This is a genomic window from Nocardia sp. BMG111209 (genome assembly GCF_000381925.1).
In the GTDB taxonomy this organism is placed as follows: domain Bacteria; phylum Actinomycetota; class Actinomycetes; order Mycobacteriales; family Mycobacteriaceae; genus Nocardia.
The window spans coordinates 3,156,299-3,172,370 of record NZ_KB907307.1 but is presented as its reverse complement, the minus strand read 5'-3'; the positions used below and the strand labels follow the sequence as shown (position 1 = coordinate 3,172,370).

Annotated in this window: 14 protein-coding genes; 4 read left to right on the top strand and 10 right to left on the bottom strand. The window is 66.2% G+C overall.

All coding sequences use genetic code 11. The features are described from left to right. Nucleotides 1-2: 2 nt before the first annotated feature. Together G361_RS0114510 and galE are read left to right on the top strand one after the other, a co-directional pair. A complete protein-coding gene (locus G361_RS0114510; protein ID WP_019927810.1) occupies nucleotides 3-1,034 on the top strand; it encodes a hypothetical protein in 1,032 nt (343 codons plus the stop codon). Then, complete coding sequence (gene galE, locus G361_RS0114505) at nucleotides 1,035-2,015, top strand: UDP-glucose 4-epimerase GalE (RefSeq protein ID WP_019927809.1); 981 nt, start codon at nucleotides 1,035-1,037, stop codon at nucleotides 2,013-2,015. A gap of 511 nt (nucleotides 2,016-2,526) precedes the next feature. On the opposite strand, the gene cas2 (G361_RS0114495) is transcribed toward galE, so the two are convergent. From cas2 (G361_RS0114495) to G361_RS0114460, 8 genes are all read right to left on the bottom strand, one after another. Further along, nucleotides 2,527-2,853, bottom strand: coding sequence for a CRISPR-associated endonuclease Cas2 (gene cas2 / locus G361_RS0114495; protein ID WP_036494120.1), 327 nt, complete (start codon nucleotides 2,851-2,853; stop codon nucleotides 2,527-2,529). Between the two features lie 1,406 nt (nucleotides 2,854-4,259). Then, nucleotides 4,260-4,946: a CRISPR-associated endonuclease Cas2 gene (gene cas2 / locus G361_RS50955; RefSeq protein ID WP_231386876.1), complete on the bottom strand. Its 687-nt coding sequence runs from the start codon at nucleotides 4,944-4,946 to the stop codon at nucleotides 4,260-4,262. Nucleotides 4,947-5,065: 119 nt separating this feature from the next. After that, nucleotides 5,066-6,124, bottom strand: coding sequence for a hypothetical protein (locus tag G361_RS0114485; RefSeq protein ID WP_019927806.1), 1,059 nt, complete (start codon nucleotides 6,122-6,124; stop codon nucleotides 5,066-5,068). Beyond that, nucleotides 6,121-8,736, bottom strand: coding sequence for a type I-U CRISPR-associated helicase/endonuclease Cas3 (gene cas3u, locus G361_RS0114480; RefSeq protein ID WP_019927805.1), 2,616 nt, complete (start codon nucleotides 8,734-8,736; stop codon nucleotides 6,121-6,123). The genes G361_RS0114485 and cas3u overlap by 4 nt, the downstream gene beginning before the upstream one ends. Further along, the gene (gene csb2, locus G361_RS0114475; RefSeq protein WP_019927804.1) at nucleotides 8,733-10,283 is read right to left on the bottom strand and encodes a type I-U CRISPR-associated protein Csb2; all 1,551 of its coding nucleotides are present in this window, start codon (nucleotides 10,281-10,283) and stop codon (nucleotides 8,733-8,735) included. Before csb2 ends, cas3u begins: the two co-directional genes overlap by 4 nt. Beyond that, a complete protein-coding gene (gene cas7u / locus G361_RS0114470) occupies nucleotides 10,280-11,479 on the bottom strand; it encodes a type I-U CRISPR-associated RAMP protein Csb1/Cas7u (RefSeq protein WP_026343034.1) in 1,200 nt (399 codons plus the stop codon). Before cas7u ends, csb2 begins: the two co-directional genes overlap by 4 nt. Nucleotides 11,480-11,837: 358 nt before the next feature. Continuing rightward, nucleotides 11,838-12,392 carry a DUF302 domain-containing protein gene (locus G361_RS0114465; RefSeq protein ID WP_019927802.1) on the bottom strand — a complete coding sequence of 185 codons (555 nt, stop codon included), beginning with the start codon at nucleotides 12,390-12,392 and terminating at the stop codon, nucleotides 11,838-11,840. 162 nt (nucleotides 12,393-12,554) lie between these two features. After that, nucleotides 12,555-13,289 (bottom strand): SDR family NAD(P)-dependent oxidoreductase, encoded by a 735-nt coding sequence (locus G361_RS0114460; protein WP_019927801.1) that lies wholly within the window; start codon nucleotides 13,287-13,289, stop codon nucleotides 12,555-12,557. 119 nt (nucleotides 13,290-13,408) lie between these two features. Between G361_RS0114460 and G361_RS0114455 the strand changes: the two genes are divergently transcribed. Next, nucleotides 13,409-14,308 (top strand): AraC family transcriptional regulator, encoded by a 900-nt coding sequence (locus G361_RS0114455; protein WP_019927800.1) that lies wholly within the window; start codon nucleotides 13,409-13,411, stop codon nucleotides 14,306-14,308. Nucleotides 14,309-14,328: 20 nt separating this feature from the next. Here the strand turns inward: G361_RS0114455 and G361_RS0114450 are convergent, their stop codons facing one another. Then, nucleotides 14,329-14,664 carry a MazG nucleotide pyrophosphohydrolase domain-containing protein gene (locus G361_RS0114450; protein WP_019927799.1) on the bottom strand — a complete coding sequence of 112 codons (336 nt, stop codon included), beginning with the start codon at nucleotides 14,662-14,664 and terminating at the stop codon, nucleotides 14,329-14,331. Between the two features lie 171 nt (nucleotides 14,665-14,835). Between G361_RS0114450 and G361_RS0114445 the strand changes: the two genes are divergently transcribed. Further along, nucleotides 14,836-15,156, top strand: coding sequence for a DUF5713 family protein (locus G361_RS0114445; RefSeq protein WP_231386875.1), 321 nt, complete (start codon nucleotides 14,836-14,838; stop codon nucleotides 15,154-15,156). A 9-nt stretch (nucleotides 15,157-15,165) separates the two neighbouring features. On the opposite strand, the gene G361_RS0114440 is transcribed toward G361_RS0114445, so the two are convergent. Then, complete coding sequence (locus G361_RS0114440) at nucleotides 15,166-15,954, bottom strand: hypothetical protein (RefSeq protein ID WP_155981450.1); 789 nt, start codon at nucleotides 15,952-15,954, stop codon at nucleotides 15,166-15,168. Nucleotides 15,955-16,072: the final 118 nt, after the last annotated feature.

Sequence of the window (16,072 nt, the reverse complement as noted above, 5' to 3'; positions counted from 1 at the left end):
CGATGGACACCGCAACCCTGGCCCGCCGCATCGTCACCAATCTGCCCGGCCCCGAACCGGCGGTCCTCGCGGCCACCAGGGTCGTCGCCGACTCGCTGCTCGAACTCGGTGGGTCGGTGCCCACCGACGACTGGCTCATCGTCGGTGGTTCGCTGGCTCGCGGCGAGCCGAGCTTCGCCCGCAGCGAAGCCGGCGGGCCGACACTGCTCAGCGACATCGACCTGCTCTACGTGTACTCCGGAACCCGACCCGCGACCTCCCTGCGGAAGGTTCGGACAGTGGCCGAAACATTCTTTCCCGCAGTCGAACTGATGTCCATGCCGATCCGGGACTACGACAGGGTGGCGACCTCCCTCGGCCACGACTTCAAGAACATCGGCGTGCCGTTGACCGCACACGGCCTGCCACCACACACCCGGGTGCGACTGGACGAGCGCGACGCCTACGAGATCCTGCTCTACTACGTCATGTGCTGGTTCTGGTCCGGCCTGACCGACCGCTGGCTCGACGATGACGCGACCGTCGAGTTCCACCTGACCGTGAACCGGCTGTGCATCAAGGTGCTCCGCGCCACCGCCATGCTCGACGGCGCCTACCGTCACCACGACCTCCACCTGATGCCCGCACCACTGGCCGACCAAATGCGCGCCGAATTGACGTGGCGGGCAGACCCACTCGGCGCTCCCGCCGACCCCGGCCGTTTCTGGGCGTACCTGGAAGGCGCGTTCCGTCGCTTCGACACCAGATTCGGCCGCCCACGTCCGGACGCGGTAGCGTTCAGCGCCTACTCCCACCCCCCGAGCGGCCGAATCGTCGCCGAGTACCAGCAAATCGCGCAACGCCTCGGCCGCGCCCTGGCACACACCTGGATAGTGACCGGAAATCGATCCGATGTCGCTACGGTGGTGCCGAGCGTCTGGGCTCGGATCACCGGCTGGACCGGAACGAACCCGCTGTCGAACCCGCAACAGTATTTCCGAGAACACCGCACCACCATCCACGACCATCTCCTCGCCATGAAAGTGCAGGTCTAAGTGAAGGTTCTGGTCACCGGCGGCGCCGGCTACGTCGGCGCCACCGTCGCCCGCATGCTGCTGGACCACGGCCACCGCGTCACGATCGTCGACGACCTCTCCCGCAACGACGACCGCCAGATCCCCACCGACGCCGACTTCGTCCGCTGCCAAGTCCACGACATCGCCACCGTCCTGACCCCCGCCGCCGAATTCGACGCGGTACTCCATTTCGCCGGCCTCATCGCCGCCGGAGAGTCCATGCAGCACCCCGGATGCGGATGGCACTGGGACAACAACACCCGCGCCTCCCTCGCCCTGCTGGAAGCCATCCACACCGCAGGAGTGCAGCGACTGGTCTTCTCCTCCACCGCCGCCGTCTACGGCGAGCCGACCGAACTGCCACTCACCGAGACCTCACCGACCACCCCAGTAAACACCTACGGCGCAACGAAATTGGCCGTAGACCAGGCCATCGGCTCCTACTGCCGCACCGGCTCACTCGGCGCGACATCCCTGCGGTACTTCAACGTCGCAGGCGCCCACACCAACCCCGACGGCACCATGATCGGCGAACGCCACACCCCCGAAACCCATCTCATCCCACTCGCACTGAACGCCGCCGCCACCGGCGCCACATTCAAGCTGTTCGGCGACGACTACCCAACCCCCGACGGCACCTGCATCCGCGACTACATCGGCCTGACCGACCTCGCCCGAGCCCACCTCCTCGCCCTGGACGCGACAAAGCCCGGCGAACACCGAATCTACAACCTGGGCAACGGCATCGGATACAGCAACCAACAGGTCCTAGACGCAGTCCGCCAGATCACCGGCCTGCCCTTGCACATCGAAATCTCCCCCCGCCGCCCAGGAGATCCCGCCGCCCTCTATACCTCATCGGCCCGCGCCCGCGACGAACTCGGCTGGACACCGAGTCAGCCGAAAATCACCGACATCGTCGCTGACGCCTGGCGATTCCACCAGCAGCCTGCGCACTGACCGGTCAGGGGCTGCTGCCCACTTCGTCCTCGATGAAGAGCAGCTCGCGGACGAGCTGCGACTGGTGCGCGAAGGCGGAGAGCATTTCCGGGGTGGTGCCGCCTCAATGAAGAGCAGCTCGCGGACGAGCTGCGACCTGGGTCAGCAGGATTTCGACGGTGGCGGCGGTGTCGGTGCCTCAATGAAGAGCAGCTCGCGGACGAGCTGCGACTGGGTCGCCAAAACAGCCTGCTTGACCAGCGGTTTTTCGGGCGGACGCGAGCGCTGTCTGCTGGGACGCATCGAACACCCGCCGATCGTACCCGTTCGGGACTTGAAAGGGTTCCTATCAGCAGGTTTTCGCCGCGAGCGCTGCTGGGGTTTTCCGGTTGGTTGGAGCGGTCGCGAGCGAGGAGACGCCATAGGTCGAGTTCTGTACTCGCGTCGGGTTTCACAATCTTGCTCCGGACGACAGATACGTGACCGTAGGATATGATTGGCGCGTCGTTCGTCTGCCATTATGGCATTCGAATCAGATGACGATTGACTGATTTCCGGTGATCGGCCGGGTCCGGCCCACGTAGTGGAATTGGTCGACACTCAGCGTGTGGACGAGTCCGAGATCGCAAATCAGTATGGAATCCTCGGCCATACGAACGATTTTCGTGATCTCGGCGCGGAGGCGGACCAGTCGTGCAGGGCTGATATCGACGACGAAAACGCTGTACTGCACCCGATCTCCATGTCGGCTGAGACATTTTGCAAGTTGGTCTCGTCGCTGGTCGGCGGCAACGTCGTATGCGATGAGGTATCTGTGCGTGTCCCTGCGAGAGGCATCGCGATCGCTTACCACCACCATCACCTTCCTTAACCTGTCGATCTTTGGGGATTCCAACCGTGATCCCCGATGATGAGGCAGCGGTGGTGAGAAAACTGCCGTACTGATCGGTAATGATCCGGCGCCTTGATTATTCAGTAGCAAAACATGATCGGTGCCACTCGAACCGATGCATCGATAATGACGAACTCGGTGAGCGTGCACCGAAATTGGTCATGCATTCCGCACTTCCGCCGATTCCGGAAAAGTCGCTGCGCAGCCGACGGACCAGAAACATCGGTCTCTCGCCTGTACACGAGCCCGTACTCAGTTACAAGCGGCTCGCTTCACTCCCGAGCCGCGGCTCGGGACCGGGCCTGCGTGCGTGCATCCACCAGTAGTTCACGCCTCGATGAAGTGCAGCTCGCGCACGAGCTGCGGCAATCTGTACGCCAACCTGTGCATGCTGCCCCTGGTGCCTCAATGAAGAGCAGCTCGCGAACGAGCTGCGACGCGCGGTGGCACCGCATGGACACAGCCGACCGCCCTGCCTCGATGAAGAGCAGCTCGCGAACGAGCTGCGACCGCCGGCCGACCGCGGGTCAGCTCGCGGACGAGCGGCGACGGTGCACGAAAGTAAAAGTGCCATCAGGATTTTGGGTCCCCCAATGAAGTACAGCTCGCGGACGAGCTGCGACGTACCAACCGATTTCGCTGGCCATAGGATGGCCGAGCCTTTATGAAGAGTAGCTCGCGGAGCTGCGACCGCGAGCGCCACGTTGCCCACGCCCGCCACGCCGAAGTCGTCTCAATGAAGAGCAGCTCGCAGCAGGCGAATGGCGTCGGCGGTCGTGCCTCAATGAAGAGTAGCTCGCGGACGAGCTGCGGCCGACCGGGTGCACCGCTGGTGGGGGTGCACCGCTGGTGGCGGCCAGGTTCGGGCCTCAATGAAGAGCAGCTCGCGAACGAGCTTCGGCGAGAACCTCGGCCGCGGCGGGGGTGACGGCGTTGCCGCCTCAATGAAGTGCAGCTCGCGGACGAGCTGCGGCTGGAGCTCGCGAAAAAGCACGACGCGGAGGCCGAGAAGCCTCAATGAAGAGCAGCTCGCGGACGAGCTGCGACGAGCGTTTCGGGCCGATGGCCGTCCGGTGGTTATCGCAGCCTCGATGAAGAGCGGCTCGCGGACGAGCTGCGACTGGCCCGCCGAAACGCCCTGCTTGACCAGCGCCTTTTCGGGCGGGTGCGATCGCTGCCTGTCGGGATGCTTCGGACACCTGTAGATCTTACCCGTTTGGTACTTGAAATGGTTCCTATCAGCAGGTTTTCGTCGCGAGCGCTGATGGGGTTTTTCCGGATAGTTGAGGCGCGCGCGAGCAAGGAGACAGAGGCGAATGGGCCGAGTTCTCTTCCCGTTGGGCACGCTCTCGTACCGGAGTCCGCGGTCAAGCTCAAGGATCAGCAACGATCGATTGATTTCCGGTGATCGGCCGGGTCCGGCCTACGCGGTGGAATTGGTCGGCACTCAGCATGTGGACAAGTCCGAGGTCGCAAATCAGTGTGGAATCCTCGGCCGTGCGAACGATTCTCGTGATCTCGGCGCGGAGATTCACCAGTCGCACAGGGCTGATGTCGATGACGAAAATGCTGTACTGCACCCGATCACCATGCCGGCTGAGACGTGTGGCAAGTTGGTCTCGTCGCTGGTCGGCGGTGATGTCGTATGCGATGAGGTATCGGCGCGTGTCGCTGCGGCTCATCAAGTTGTGCAGCCCGTGGATGAGCTGCGGCGCAAGGCCGGGGTACGGCGGCGCACAGCGAAGGTGAAGCCTCAATGAAGAGCAGCTTGCGAACGAGCTGCGGCCGGGGATGGCGTTCCACATCGGGACGATGCCCTCGTTGCCTCGATGAAGAGCAGCTCGCGAACGAGCTGCGACACCGCCGTGCCATGTCGAACAGGCCGTCGCGTTGGCGGGCGCCTCGATGAAGAGCAGCTCGCGAACGAGCTGCGACTGGGTCGCCGAAACGACCCATTTGACCTGCGCATTTGCAGGCGGGCGCGAGCGGTGCCTACCGGGGTGCTCCTGATTACCGTGGGTTCTACGTGGCCGGTCGTCGGAAAGTGCTCCTATCAGCATGTTTTCGCCGCGAGCGTTGACGGGGTTTTCCGATGCGTCCCGGCGCTCGCAGGGAGGAGGTCGGGGGATCGGCCCAACTCTGTGCTTCGTCCGGCGTGGTCGCGCGATGAAGTCCGCTTTCATCCTGTGAACGGTGTGAGGGAGCCGGTAACGGTCGGCAGCGGTTCGACGCGGCCATCGAGGACGAATCGTTGGGGTGCTGCGTCGCTGCCGACTTTCTGGATCGGGAACAGTATGAGGGCGGTGACATGTCGGGCGGTGAGCCATTTTCCGGCTGCTTCGGTTGTCGTGGTCGGGGTGTCCGGGTGTCGGATGAGGTGTTCGGCATAGAGGTCCAGTGCGCTGGAGGTGAGGAGAGTGCGGAGTCGGGCGGTGGTGGTCGGCTCGGTGATGAGGGGCAGTGCCATGGCGGTGGGGTGGAGGACACGGGCGGGGAATGCTGACGGGGTGCGGGAGATCACCGAGATACGCTGGGCAATGGGGAAATTGGTGATTCCCCAGAGCGCACACCAGGCGAGAGCGCAGTCGGTCGGCGCGGGGCGGGTGAAGCCGGTCGAGGTCTGGGAGTCGGGTTTGTCGTTGCCGAGTTCGTCGGTGACGGTGTGGCCGAGCAGACCTCGGAGGATGGCGTCCGGGGTCCGGGCGGCGACAGTCTTGGCCATCGGAAGCAGGCGGTCGTTGACGAATTCCTGACCTTTGTTGCGGGCCTTCATTTCCCATCGGCTGGCACCGTGGTCGGGCCGACGGTCCTTGCCTTCGAAGCGCCAGTACGACGGCTCGCCGAGGCAGCCGATCATGGTGAGATCGAGGTGCGCGTCTTCGGCGAGCAGGGTATCGAGATGAGCGTGGCGGACCTGTTGCAGGGCGCGCCATTCCTCGTCTGATTCGGCGAGCTTGATGCGGGGACTGAACGCTGCGGTACCTGCGCGTCCGCCGTGATCGACCCGCGCGTGCAGCCATGAGCCGTCGGCGGCGCATCGGGTGGCGTGGGCATGGACGGTGCGTGCAATGTCTTCCTGAGTGGTTGCCGTGCTGTGGAGTTCGGCGGTGCGGGTATCAGGGTTCCAGCGGAGCTGGACCAGGTGTCCGGTCTCGGATTCGGTGATATTGGCCAGGCCGTAGAGCGCGAAGTGGGTCAATGCGCTGGTGTCCGCGCCGGCGAGGGGGAATGTGTTCATGATCCTTCCTGGGAGCATCGGCTGTCGGCGGCGCGGAGCAGTGCCTCGAGGTAGCAGGCTCCCCAGATGCCCCAGACGGTATGGGTGCGTTCGATCAGGCTGTCCCATTCGCCGGTGTCGAACAGGGCACGGGCGACGGGATCGGTGCCGCCGCCGAGGAGTTCGGCTGCGCTGTGGGGGAATCCGGCTCGGCCGCGGCCGTGGCTGAGCCCGACGAGCCGCAGCACCATGTCGCGCATCGCGGTGTCGGTCACTGCGGCGCGGTCGAGTTCGTGAACCGTGGCGAGAACGGATTGTTGTTCGTGGCGCCAGCCGGAGGGCATGCCGCTGGTCGCACGGGCGCGCCTGGCCTGGTATTCGGTTCTTCTGCGGCTCTTCGCCAGGACTGGTTCGTCCGGGTGACGGCCGAGAAGCCTTTGGAACCAGTCTTTTTCCTTACCCAGGTCGTGGCAGCGCCCCGCAAGCTGTAGGACCTCGGGCAACGGTTCGGCGACGCCGACTCGACGGCCCACGGTGGCGGCGCGTGCCGCTACCGCTTCGGAGTGCCGGTCGAGAGTGACTGCGGTGCCGGTCCATTCCTGCTGAATCTCGTCGTCGCTGCCGCGTGCGGTCTCGCGGACGACGATCCACGACAACCTGGGCCTGACGGAATTCGGGTCCATCGGTCCGGGGACGAATTGTCTTTTCCCCCAGCGCTCTTCGGCCGTCGATGCGGATTGCTCGTCGGTCTGCTCGGCGAATTCGGTGAGCAGTTCACCATCGAGGATGATCGCGTGAATTCCGGGCAGAGATTCGGCTGGGACGGGTCGGGCGCGGCTGGAGGGGTTTTCGACAACGACGCCCTCGGTGTGCACGGGGTGGCAGTCGTCGATGACGACGATATCGCCGGGGCGCAACCGGCTCTCGGGGTCGTCCACGAGATGGTCCTCGCGCCAGATGAAGACGCGGCGCCGCTGCGGTGCGGCGCGGACCTGGGTGATCAGAGCGTTTGCGTCCGTGAGCGTGCAGGGGAAGGCTTCGATGTCAGCGGGCGGGACGACGTGCAGCAGTGCGAGGGCCGTGTTGCTGTCAGCGGGTAGATCGGCACGGACGACGACACCGGCCATCGCACGCTCGGGTTCGAGATCGTCGCGTAACCACAGTTCGAGGTCCGGCTGGGCGAACAGCTCGTCGCTGGTGCGGGCCAACAGGTGCGCGTCGTGGAGTTCCAAGCGCTGCCAGAGCGTGCGGGACGGCTTCGGCGATGGTGCTGGATCGACCGTGATCGCCAGTGGCGCACAACCTTCGGGATCTTCGGCGCGTCGCTGCACCCATTCGTACGCGGCGGACAGGTCGTCACCGCGATACGGCGGGACGTCGCCGAGTTTCGCCGGATCTGCGGGGCCGACCACCACGATTTCCGTGACCGTGGATCGGCCGGTCCGGTTCACCCGTCCGGCACGTTGCGCCAGCGCCGAGCCGGGAGCCAGCTCGGTGACCATCGCGGCGAGGTCGATGTCGACACCGACCTCCACGGTCTGGGTGGCAATCAGCACGTCGGTGGTAGCGTCGCCGGTCGCGGTGAGCAGGCCCGGTTTTTCGGCCAGAAGCCGGTCCAGGTCGTAGGGGCGCATTCGCCCCACTCGCACTTCCACGCGCAATCCCTGGCGGCGCAGCAGGGCAGCGAGGCGGACGGCGGTATCCACGCGGTTGATGACGCAGCCGATGGTTCGACCGCCCGAGGTGCCGTGCCCGTACCGGGTGTGTTGTGTATTGACCAGTCCCGCAAGATCATCGAGGTAACGGGCGCTCGGTGCCTTTCCCGTCCACGTCGGCAAGCCCTGCCAGCGAACCGGTTTCGGTGTGCGTAGGCGCCGGGCCAGCACCGGCTCCGCATCGATGTCCGCCGGTGTGACACCGTCGCTGCCCGGGGTGGCCGGAGTCGCAGTGGTCTCGACCGCTTGCAATGCGGCCACGCCGATTCGCCCGGCGGTGCGCTGCGCAAACTCGCCGACACGCTGTGCAGTGAGCAGCAATTGGCGATTCAGATGGGCCTCGTCGACGATGACCGCCGAATCGTGCGCGAGTAGGCCGGCTTCCCGTGGATGGGCGTAACGGGACGAGCCGTATCCGCGCATCAGCAACCGGCTGCCCCACATATCGGGAGTGGCGCAAATGATCGTGCAGCTCCCCGGGTCGTCGAGCCACCGGCGGTCTCGTGGGAGCCCGCCACGCAGCATCGCCAGCTCGAACGGCTCGTCGTCGTCACCGATGCGCAACGACCGCAACGCATCGGCTATTCGTGCGTACAGCGAGCCGTCGTCAGCGGTCCGCAGTAGTTCGGACAGTGCCCGTGCGTGGAGCGCATGCTGATCGACCAGACCGCGCCGGTTCACCACCACCGACAGACGCCGCGGCACTCGTGAACCGGCACCGGCGGCGTGTAATGCGTTGGCGAACAGATGAATATCGACGACGCTCGACTTGCCAGCGCCCGTCGGGGCGGCGATCCGGTCCGGCCAGCGACCGGTCTCGCAGAGCTGCCGGGCCAGCCGGGTCTGCCAGCGGAAGGGACTGTGCCCGTCATGGGAGAGGGCGAAGAATTCTTCGAAGTCGTCGAACCGCACACTCATCTGTTCTCCTCGAACATGAGCGCCGCCGCATCGGCGGGAATGTCCAAGGGCACCAGCAGACCACCTCCGAGATGCCGGGTCTGCCCGATGGCGGCGATGGTCCGATCTCCGGCGAGGAAACCCAGGTCGATCGTGGCCCGATACGGCTGGACCGGGACCCCAGGGGGCATCTTGTGCGCGTACTTCGCCGTCTCGCGAGTCACCAAGGTAGGTGAGAATGCCTTCACCCCAGCAGCTTCCACCGCCTCAGCCAGTCCGCGGTAGTTCCGGGCGTCGATGCCGGGGAACTCGCCGCGCCAGACGAATCCGACCGACAACAGCGCCGCGTCCACGAGCGACCATGGCCGGTCGCCGCGGCGTTTCCGCTGTGTCTCGGGCAGTACCGCCGGATGCGTCCGCCACAACCGCCGATGTCCGGGCAGCGGCGCCGGCCAGAACGCCGTCGCCTCGATCGCCCGCCCTGTCGATGACACTCGCATTCGGCCGTAGGGACTGCGCAATCCGGTCAGATCACGCAACGCTCCACCGAGCGTCAAGAGGTCCTCGGCCGCAACATCACCTGGCAGCATGAGCCCGAATGCCGGGCTGTCGAGGCCGTGTCCAGCCGTCACGGAACGGTCGAGAAACTGGATCGCCAGGCGGTTCACCGGCGGCCGGACCCCGTTCTCGTACTTGCCGGTGATCAACGGTGGTGCGCCGTAACCGATGCGGGCGATCAAAGCCTGATGCATGGCGACACACCACAGCAGACGATTCTCCGACTCTACTTCCCGATCCGACTCGATCAGCAGGACATGCCGCCACGGTGCGGCCGGCGGCTCGGCAACCCTCGGCACATAGCGCAGTTCCGTCAACCCCTCGGCCGGTACCGGGCCCGGCGCGGGACTGTCGGTGGTCGTGTGCCGGTCACCAGCGGTACTGGGCGACTTCGCCGGGCGCGCGGCCAGGTGGGCGCGGGCCAGCGCCTCGCCACGCCCGGGAACCGCCGCGCGCACCCGGTGACCACCGGACTGATACGCATTCAGGTCACGCCGCAGCACCTCGGTCGCCTCCACCTCACCGACCTCCAGGACCACCGGGCTGGTCGCTTCCCCCAGGTACGAGACATCGGCACACAGCACGGCCAATGCCTCTGCCACCGCGGGCGGCACCACGACACCGTCCCACGACCATCCGAACGCGCCATCGACTGCGACCCCGTCGGAATATGCGCGCTGGACTTTCTTGTCCACCCACCGGCCCTGTTCCTTGCGCACTACGCCCTCGGCCCGGTACGCGGTAACCGGCCGGCTCGCCACCGGCAGAGTACGCGGCAGCCGGATTCCGGTCGGCGGATTCCTCTCCAGCCAGCTCAACGCCGCTACCGCCGCATCATTGGGCCGCAGTTCCGTTCCCTCGACGACGGCAGTAGACCCCTGACCTGCCGCGTTCAGTAACGCGGCATGTAACCGCGCCGGGTCGGGAAACGGATCCGGGGTGAGGTCGGACCGATGCCCGGTGTACACGCCCAGTGGAAACCGCGCGCGGATTCCGAACCGGTTGCTCATTTGTCGTCATCCGTATCGACCGCACCGCGCAAGACCGCCAGATTGCCGGTCACCTCGAAAACCTGCCCCTCCCAACGCACCCCGGCCTTCTCGATGGCCCCGGCGATCGCGGTCGCCAGCAGTTCGTCCGCCTCCTCGATCGTCAGCGGCTCCAATTCCGCTGTCTTGCCGTACCGTTGATCCAGCACCACCTCCGCCGGACCCAGTTCGCGAAGATCGCAGTTGGCCCGCAAGCTCAGCTCCGCATCCGAGCGCGCCAGACCGTTCAAAGCGAACGCCGCCAGCAACGCCCGGCACGCCGCGTCGCCTGCGGCGTCTGCGCCGAACCGCAACTGCCGCAACGCACTGAAGCTCAGCACATGGGTGCGTATGATCTGGCGACAGGCCACCGCCCCCAAAGCGTCCAGCGTCGGCGGGATCCCGCCCATCCCCAGCGGCGATGCCGACAGCGGCTTCGACTTGGCCTTCGCGATCTCGTCGCGGAGGCCTGCGACGGTCTTGGTACTGAGTTCGGATTCCTGTGCGCGAACCAGCTTTTCGAGCTCCGCGCCCGGCAGTTGCACACTCATCGCCACAGGGTCCACCCGGGCCCCGCCGCGCAACGGCGAGGTCGTCGCCGTTGCGCTCTGATCGGCCAGCACTCCGATGATCTCGCCGACCAGGGCGCTGCGGTAACGACCCTGATGGGTGCGCCGAGACGAGTCCCAGGCCCCGAAAATGAGGCTCACCGGGCTCATCTCCAGCAGTGCGCGGGCATTGCGGGCCGAAGCATCGCGCGCCGCGCGGTATTCCAGGTGCTCGGTCACCGGCGTTCCTGCCACGGTTCCAGCGCGAATGTGACCGTCGAAGGCCCTGTGGGGCAACTCGAGGTCCGTATAGCTGGCATTGCCATAGGAAACCCGCATCCGCGGGGTCCTGCCCAGCACCGGGTGCCCGTCATCGATAGCGATCGACAGCGGTTGCTCCATACGGTTCAACTGCGACTGCTTGGAGTCGATAATTACCGTTACCAGCGGCTCGTCGACGATAAACCTTGTCTCGTAGGCGAATACGGAATTCTTGCCCACGCTGAACTTTGCCGGCGCAACCGCGGCATGCGGACCGCCGGCCGGCGCGAGTTCCGTCACCGACGTCAGGACCGCCGCCCCGCCGGGCGAGCATGCGTCCAGTAGGTCCCGATATGTCAGAATTGTCATGAAATATCCTCTGCTGCAACAAGAAACTCGTCGCAGATCACTTGCGCGACGTTACGAGCGGTCACCGTAGCGGATGCCACCGACAGCCCGGCGGGAGCGCTCGAGCTCTGCCCGGCTCGAAGGCGTCGGATCGTGCGGTCGTCGCTGACGGGCATGCGGCCGGTATCGACAGTGAACCCCAGAGGAATACCCGGCGGGAGTGGCTGAAGATCGTGTCGTCGGCCGCGGCGCGGACGAGTGCTGTCGCAGCTCGGACGAGTTCGGTGTCCGGAATGGTTATTCCGGCGATTGTTTCGGGCATTCGTCCTCCAAGGTCGGTGGATCGAGCCGGACCGATGTGCTCGCCTCGGGACCGGGCTCAGCCACCGTCGGCGAGGATCTCTTGCGCGTCTGCGCCCACGAATGCCAGCAGGGCCGCGACCTTCCGGTCGAGTTCGTGGCCGACCTCGGTGATGCGGGGATCGTCCAGCGCGGCGAAGACGGTGCTCGGCTGGTCCAGGGCGACAACCGCGTCGCCGCGTTCGTCGGCGAAGAGCAGCACGCGCAGCGGTGCGTACAGCAGGGCCAGTGGGCTGTGCCGGTACATCCGTTCGGCGACTACATGGTTGCCGAGCAGATACTCGACCGCCGGGCTGCGGTGACCGGCAGCCGCCATCAGCGGCCGCGCGTCGATCGACACGAAGATCATCAGGCCGTGCGGGGCGTTCGCGGCGACAGCCGCACGGATCTCGTCCCAGGATCCGCCCCGGGCGGTGATCGCCTCGACCGCAGCGTGATCGAATACCGGTGCAGCACTTTCGAAATCCCGCCGGAACGCCTCGAACGGCCGCCCGGTGCCGATCTGCAAACGCGTCACGGTGTGCGCCGTGCGGTGAATATCGGTCATCATCACGTCCTGATCCGGTGCCGGCATGGGGTTGGGATGTACCGGTTTCGTGGATACCCGATCGGACCTGGTATCGATGGGAGGTGGCATGCTCACGGGCGTGTCGGTCGGTGCACCACCGGCACCGTGCATACTGCGGTGGTCGCGCAACCTGGGCAGGCGGTTCATACGAAGGTGGCCCCCGACCGGTCAGAACATCCCGCCCCCGGCGTGGATGGCCTGACCGGTGATCCAGCGGCCGGCGTCGGAGGCGAGAAAGGCGACCACGTCGGCGATGTCGGCGGGTTCGGCGAGTCTGCCGAGGGGGATATCGGCGGCGATCGCGGCGAGCCGGTCGTCGGGCACCGTGGCCACGACGGTCTCGGTGCGGGTCGGGCCGGGGAGCACGCTGTTCACGGTGATTCGGCGCGCCGCGAGTTCGGTGGCCAATACTCGGACGAGTTGATCGCCGGCGGCCTTGCTCGCGGCGTACAGGCCCGCGTTTGCGCGCGGAACCACCGCCGCCCCACTGGAAATGACGATGATCCGGCCGTCGTCGACCACCTGGCCTGCGGCCGCGCGCAACGTGGCGAACGTAGCTCTGGTGTTGGCGCTGAACACTTGCTCGTAGTCGGCGTCGGTGGCCTGGGCGAGCGGTGTGAAGTGCGTGACGGCTGCGCAGTGCACCACGACGTCCGGATCGCCGTACTGCCGGCGGGCGACGTCGAACAGGCGCTGAACCTGTTCGGGCACAGCGACATCGGCGGGCACCGCCGTCGCATCGCCGCCGGCGGCACGGATGGTGGCAACGACGGCCTCGGCGGTCTCGGCATCGGAACGATAATTGACAACGACGCCTGCTCCCTGCGAGCCGAGTCGCTCTGCGACGGCGCGGCCGATTCCGCGGGCGGCGCCGGTGACGATGACGGACGGACGGTCGGTCACGACGGTCCCCTCTCGATGAGTCGAATTGCTGTGTCCCACTGACGTTATGGGTGGTGCGTGATCCGATCTATGGTCGAATGTGCCCGAAACATGCTCGATCGGATCGAAGGAACGGCACGATGGAGATCGATGTCCTGAGCGACGCGGTGGCCGCGGTGACGACCGCGCCCGCCCTGTCCGTGCATATCCGCGCCCGCGCTCCCTGGGGATTGCGGTTCGGCGGGCGGCGGGGATTCGGGTTCCACGTCATCGTGCGCGGGGAGTGCCTATTGCACTGCGGCGGTGCGCGATCGGTGCTGTTGCGTGCCGGGGACGTCGTGCTGATGCCCAGCGGGGCGGAGCACACCCTCGCGGACCCGGGTGACGCCGAACCCCTCGATCTCGTCGTGGACCGCCGCGTCGACAGGGTCTCGATCGGTGGTGACGGCGCGGAAACCATCGTGGTGTCCGGGGCCTATCGCATCGAACCGGGTACACGGCACCCGCTGCTGGCGGGCCTGCCCGAGGTGGTGCACCTGTCCGGCCCGCGGCAGGATCGGCTGGCTGCGGCCGTCGCGTTGCTCGGCGCCGAGATCCAAGCACACGATCCCGGCGGGGATGCCGTCGTCGCCGCACTGGTGGACGCGTTGCTGATCTACATTCTGCGCGCCTGGCACGACGGCAATTCCACGGGCTGGACCGCGGCGATGGCGGACAAGGCGATCGGGCACATCCTGCACCGGATGCACGCCCACCCCGCCGAACCGTGGACCGTGGATCGCCTGGCGGGCGAGATCGGTGTGGCGCGAGCGACTTTCACTCGCCGTTTCACCAGATTGGTCGGCGAACCGCCGCTCACGTACCTCACCCGCTGGCGGATGATCACAGCGGCCCGACTGCTGCGCCGGGACCGGACGCCACTCGTGGTCGTCGCCCGGCAGGTGGGTTACAGCTCGCAATTCGCCTTCGCGAAGGCGTTCAAACGGGAGTTCGGAATCGCGCCGGGCGCCTACCGGCGGGACATTCGCACCGATCCGTGAGGACCGAGGCCGGACTCGGATCAGCCCGTAACCGCCTGACCACCGGTCGCATCCGGTCGGTGCCGCAACCATTTCCGGTCGATGGCCGCCTGCAGGTCCATTCCGCGGTGATGTGCGAGCAGTACCACGTGGCAGAGGACGTCGGCGATCTCGTCGTCGACCGAGTCGCGCAGTTGCTCAGGGGTTTTGCCACGCGAGCGGCCCTGCCCGGTTTCGGCGAGGAACTGCTGCATCAGCTCGCCGGACTCCTCGGCGATCTTCATGACGTACCACTCGGGTGTGCGCCGGATCCCGTGCCGTTGTGCGTAACGCTGTGACACCGCATCGAGTTCCGCGCCGAACGCCGCCCAGTCCATACCGTCACGGTGCCGGGAAATGCTGTCGCGCCGCAAATTCCACGGCGTGCCGCAGTATCGGCGGCGAGCCTGCGGTGGCGTGCCCGGCCGGGGCTCGGGCGGGGCGTGCAATGATGCGGTGGACAATCGAAGTTCGAGAGCGGGGACGTCGTGCCGATCGGTAATCAGCAGGTGACATCGCATGCTTTTCTCGAGGTGCTGTCGGAGGACGAGTTCTATCCCGACCATCTGGTGGAGCTGGGCAAGGCGATCCTGCTGAGGCTGTGCGCGCGCATCGAGGCCGAGGCGCCTGCCGATCTGGCCGCCTTGTACACCCTCACCCAGGCTGCCACCGCCGAGTTCAATGACCTGGAGGCCGAGTTCGACTCGGCGGGTAGCGAATTCGACACCGTAGCGCGTGAGGACATCGGCGAGGAGTTCTGGTTCGTGGCGCGGGCCTACGGTTTCGACGATGCGGATGCCGACGAGCTGATCTCCGGCCGGGAGTGGTGAACGAGCGGTTCAATGCGGCGCCGGTGTCAGCATCGCCCGTGTGGTCGCCGCATCGAGGTCGCCCCGCCGCTCGGGATGGTCGATGTAGTACCGCAGGGTCGACAGCAGCGCGTTGGTGTCCACGGTCCACCACGTCGGGTACAGGGTCCACGAATCACCCTCGTTCCCAGGGTATTTCCGGTGCGGATCACTGTGGAAGAACACCGATTGCCGGTCGCAGGTGAAGGTGAGGACCTGGATCCGGACGCGCGTTCGTGGATTCGGTTGCACTCGCAGATCGTCGATACCGTCCCAGGGAAATTCGAGATCGGTTCGGCGCCACGGTAGGTGAGCGACGAGGCGCAGGGAGTGCACGCCGAATGTCAGGCGCACGGCGTAGCCCTGATGGGCGAACATCACGACACAGGTCAGGCCGAGGAGGACTGTCACCGGCCCGTAGACGAGGTAACGCCCGGGCAATTCGCCGTACCCTCCGGCGAGAAAGGAGATGACACCCAGAGCCGTGAGGAGCAGGAACATGTACAGTTGCGCGCCGCGGAACGGCCGGTACCGCAGAATCGCCCGGTTCGTTCGGTTCATCTCGACTGCCGGGCGGCGGGGCAGGTAAGTGCTGCTCAACAACATCAGGCCGATCAATGCGGTGCCGAGGGCGAGCAGGTCGTGTGGTTGCAGTCGTGGTCCAGCGAAAGCGATCAGTAACAGCACGCCGCCGACCACCGCCGTCGGCCATTGCCGCCTCGGACTCCATTCGGTGCTCCGATGATAGTCGGACGGCACACCCCTGCGTACGGAGTTCATCCCACCCCCTCCGCGTTCAGCGCGAACCTATGACATTACCTGGGGCAAAACCTCTCGGCAACGCCGGCGAGCCCGAAACGCGCAGTGCCGGTGGCGAATCCCTCGCGCCACCGGCACC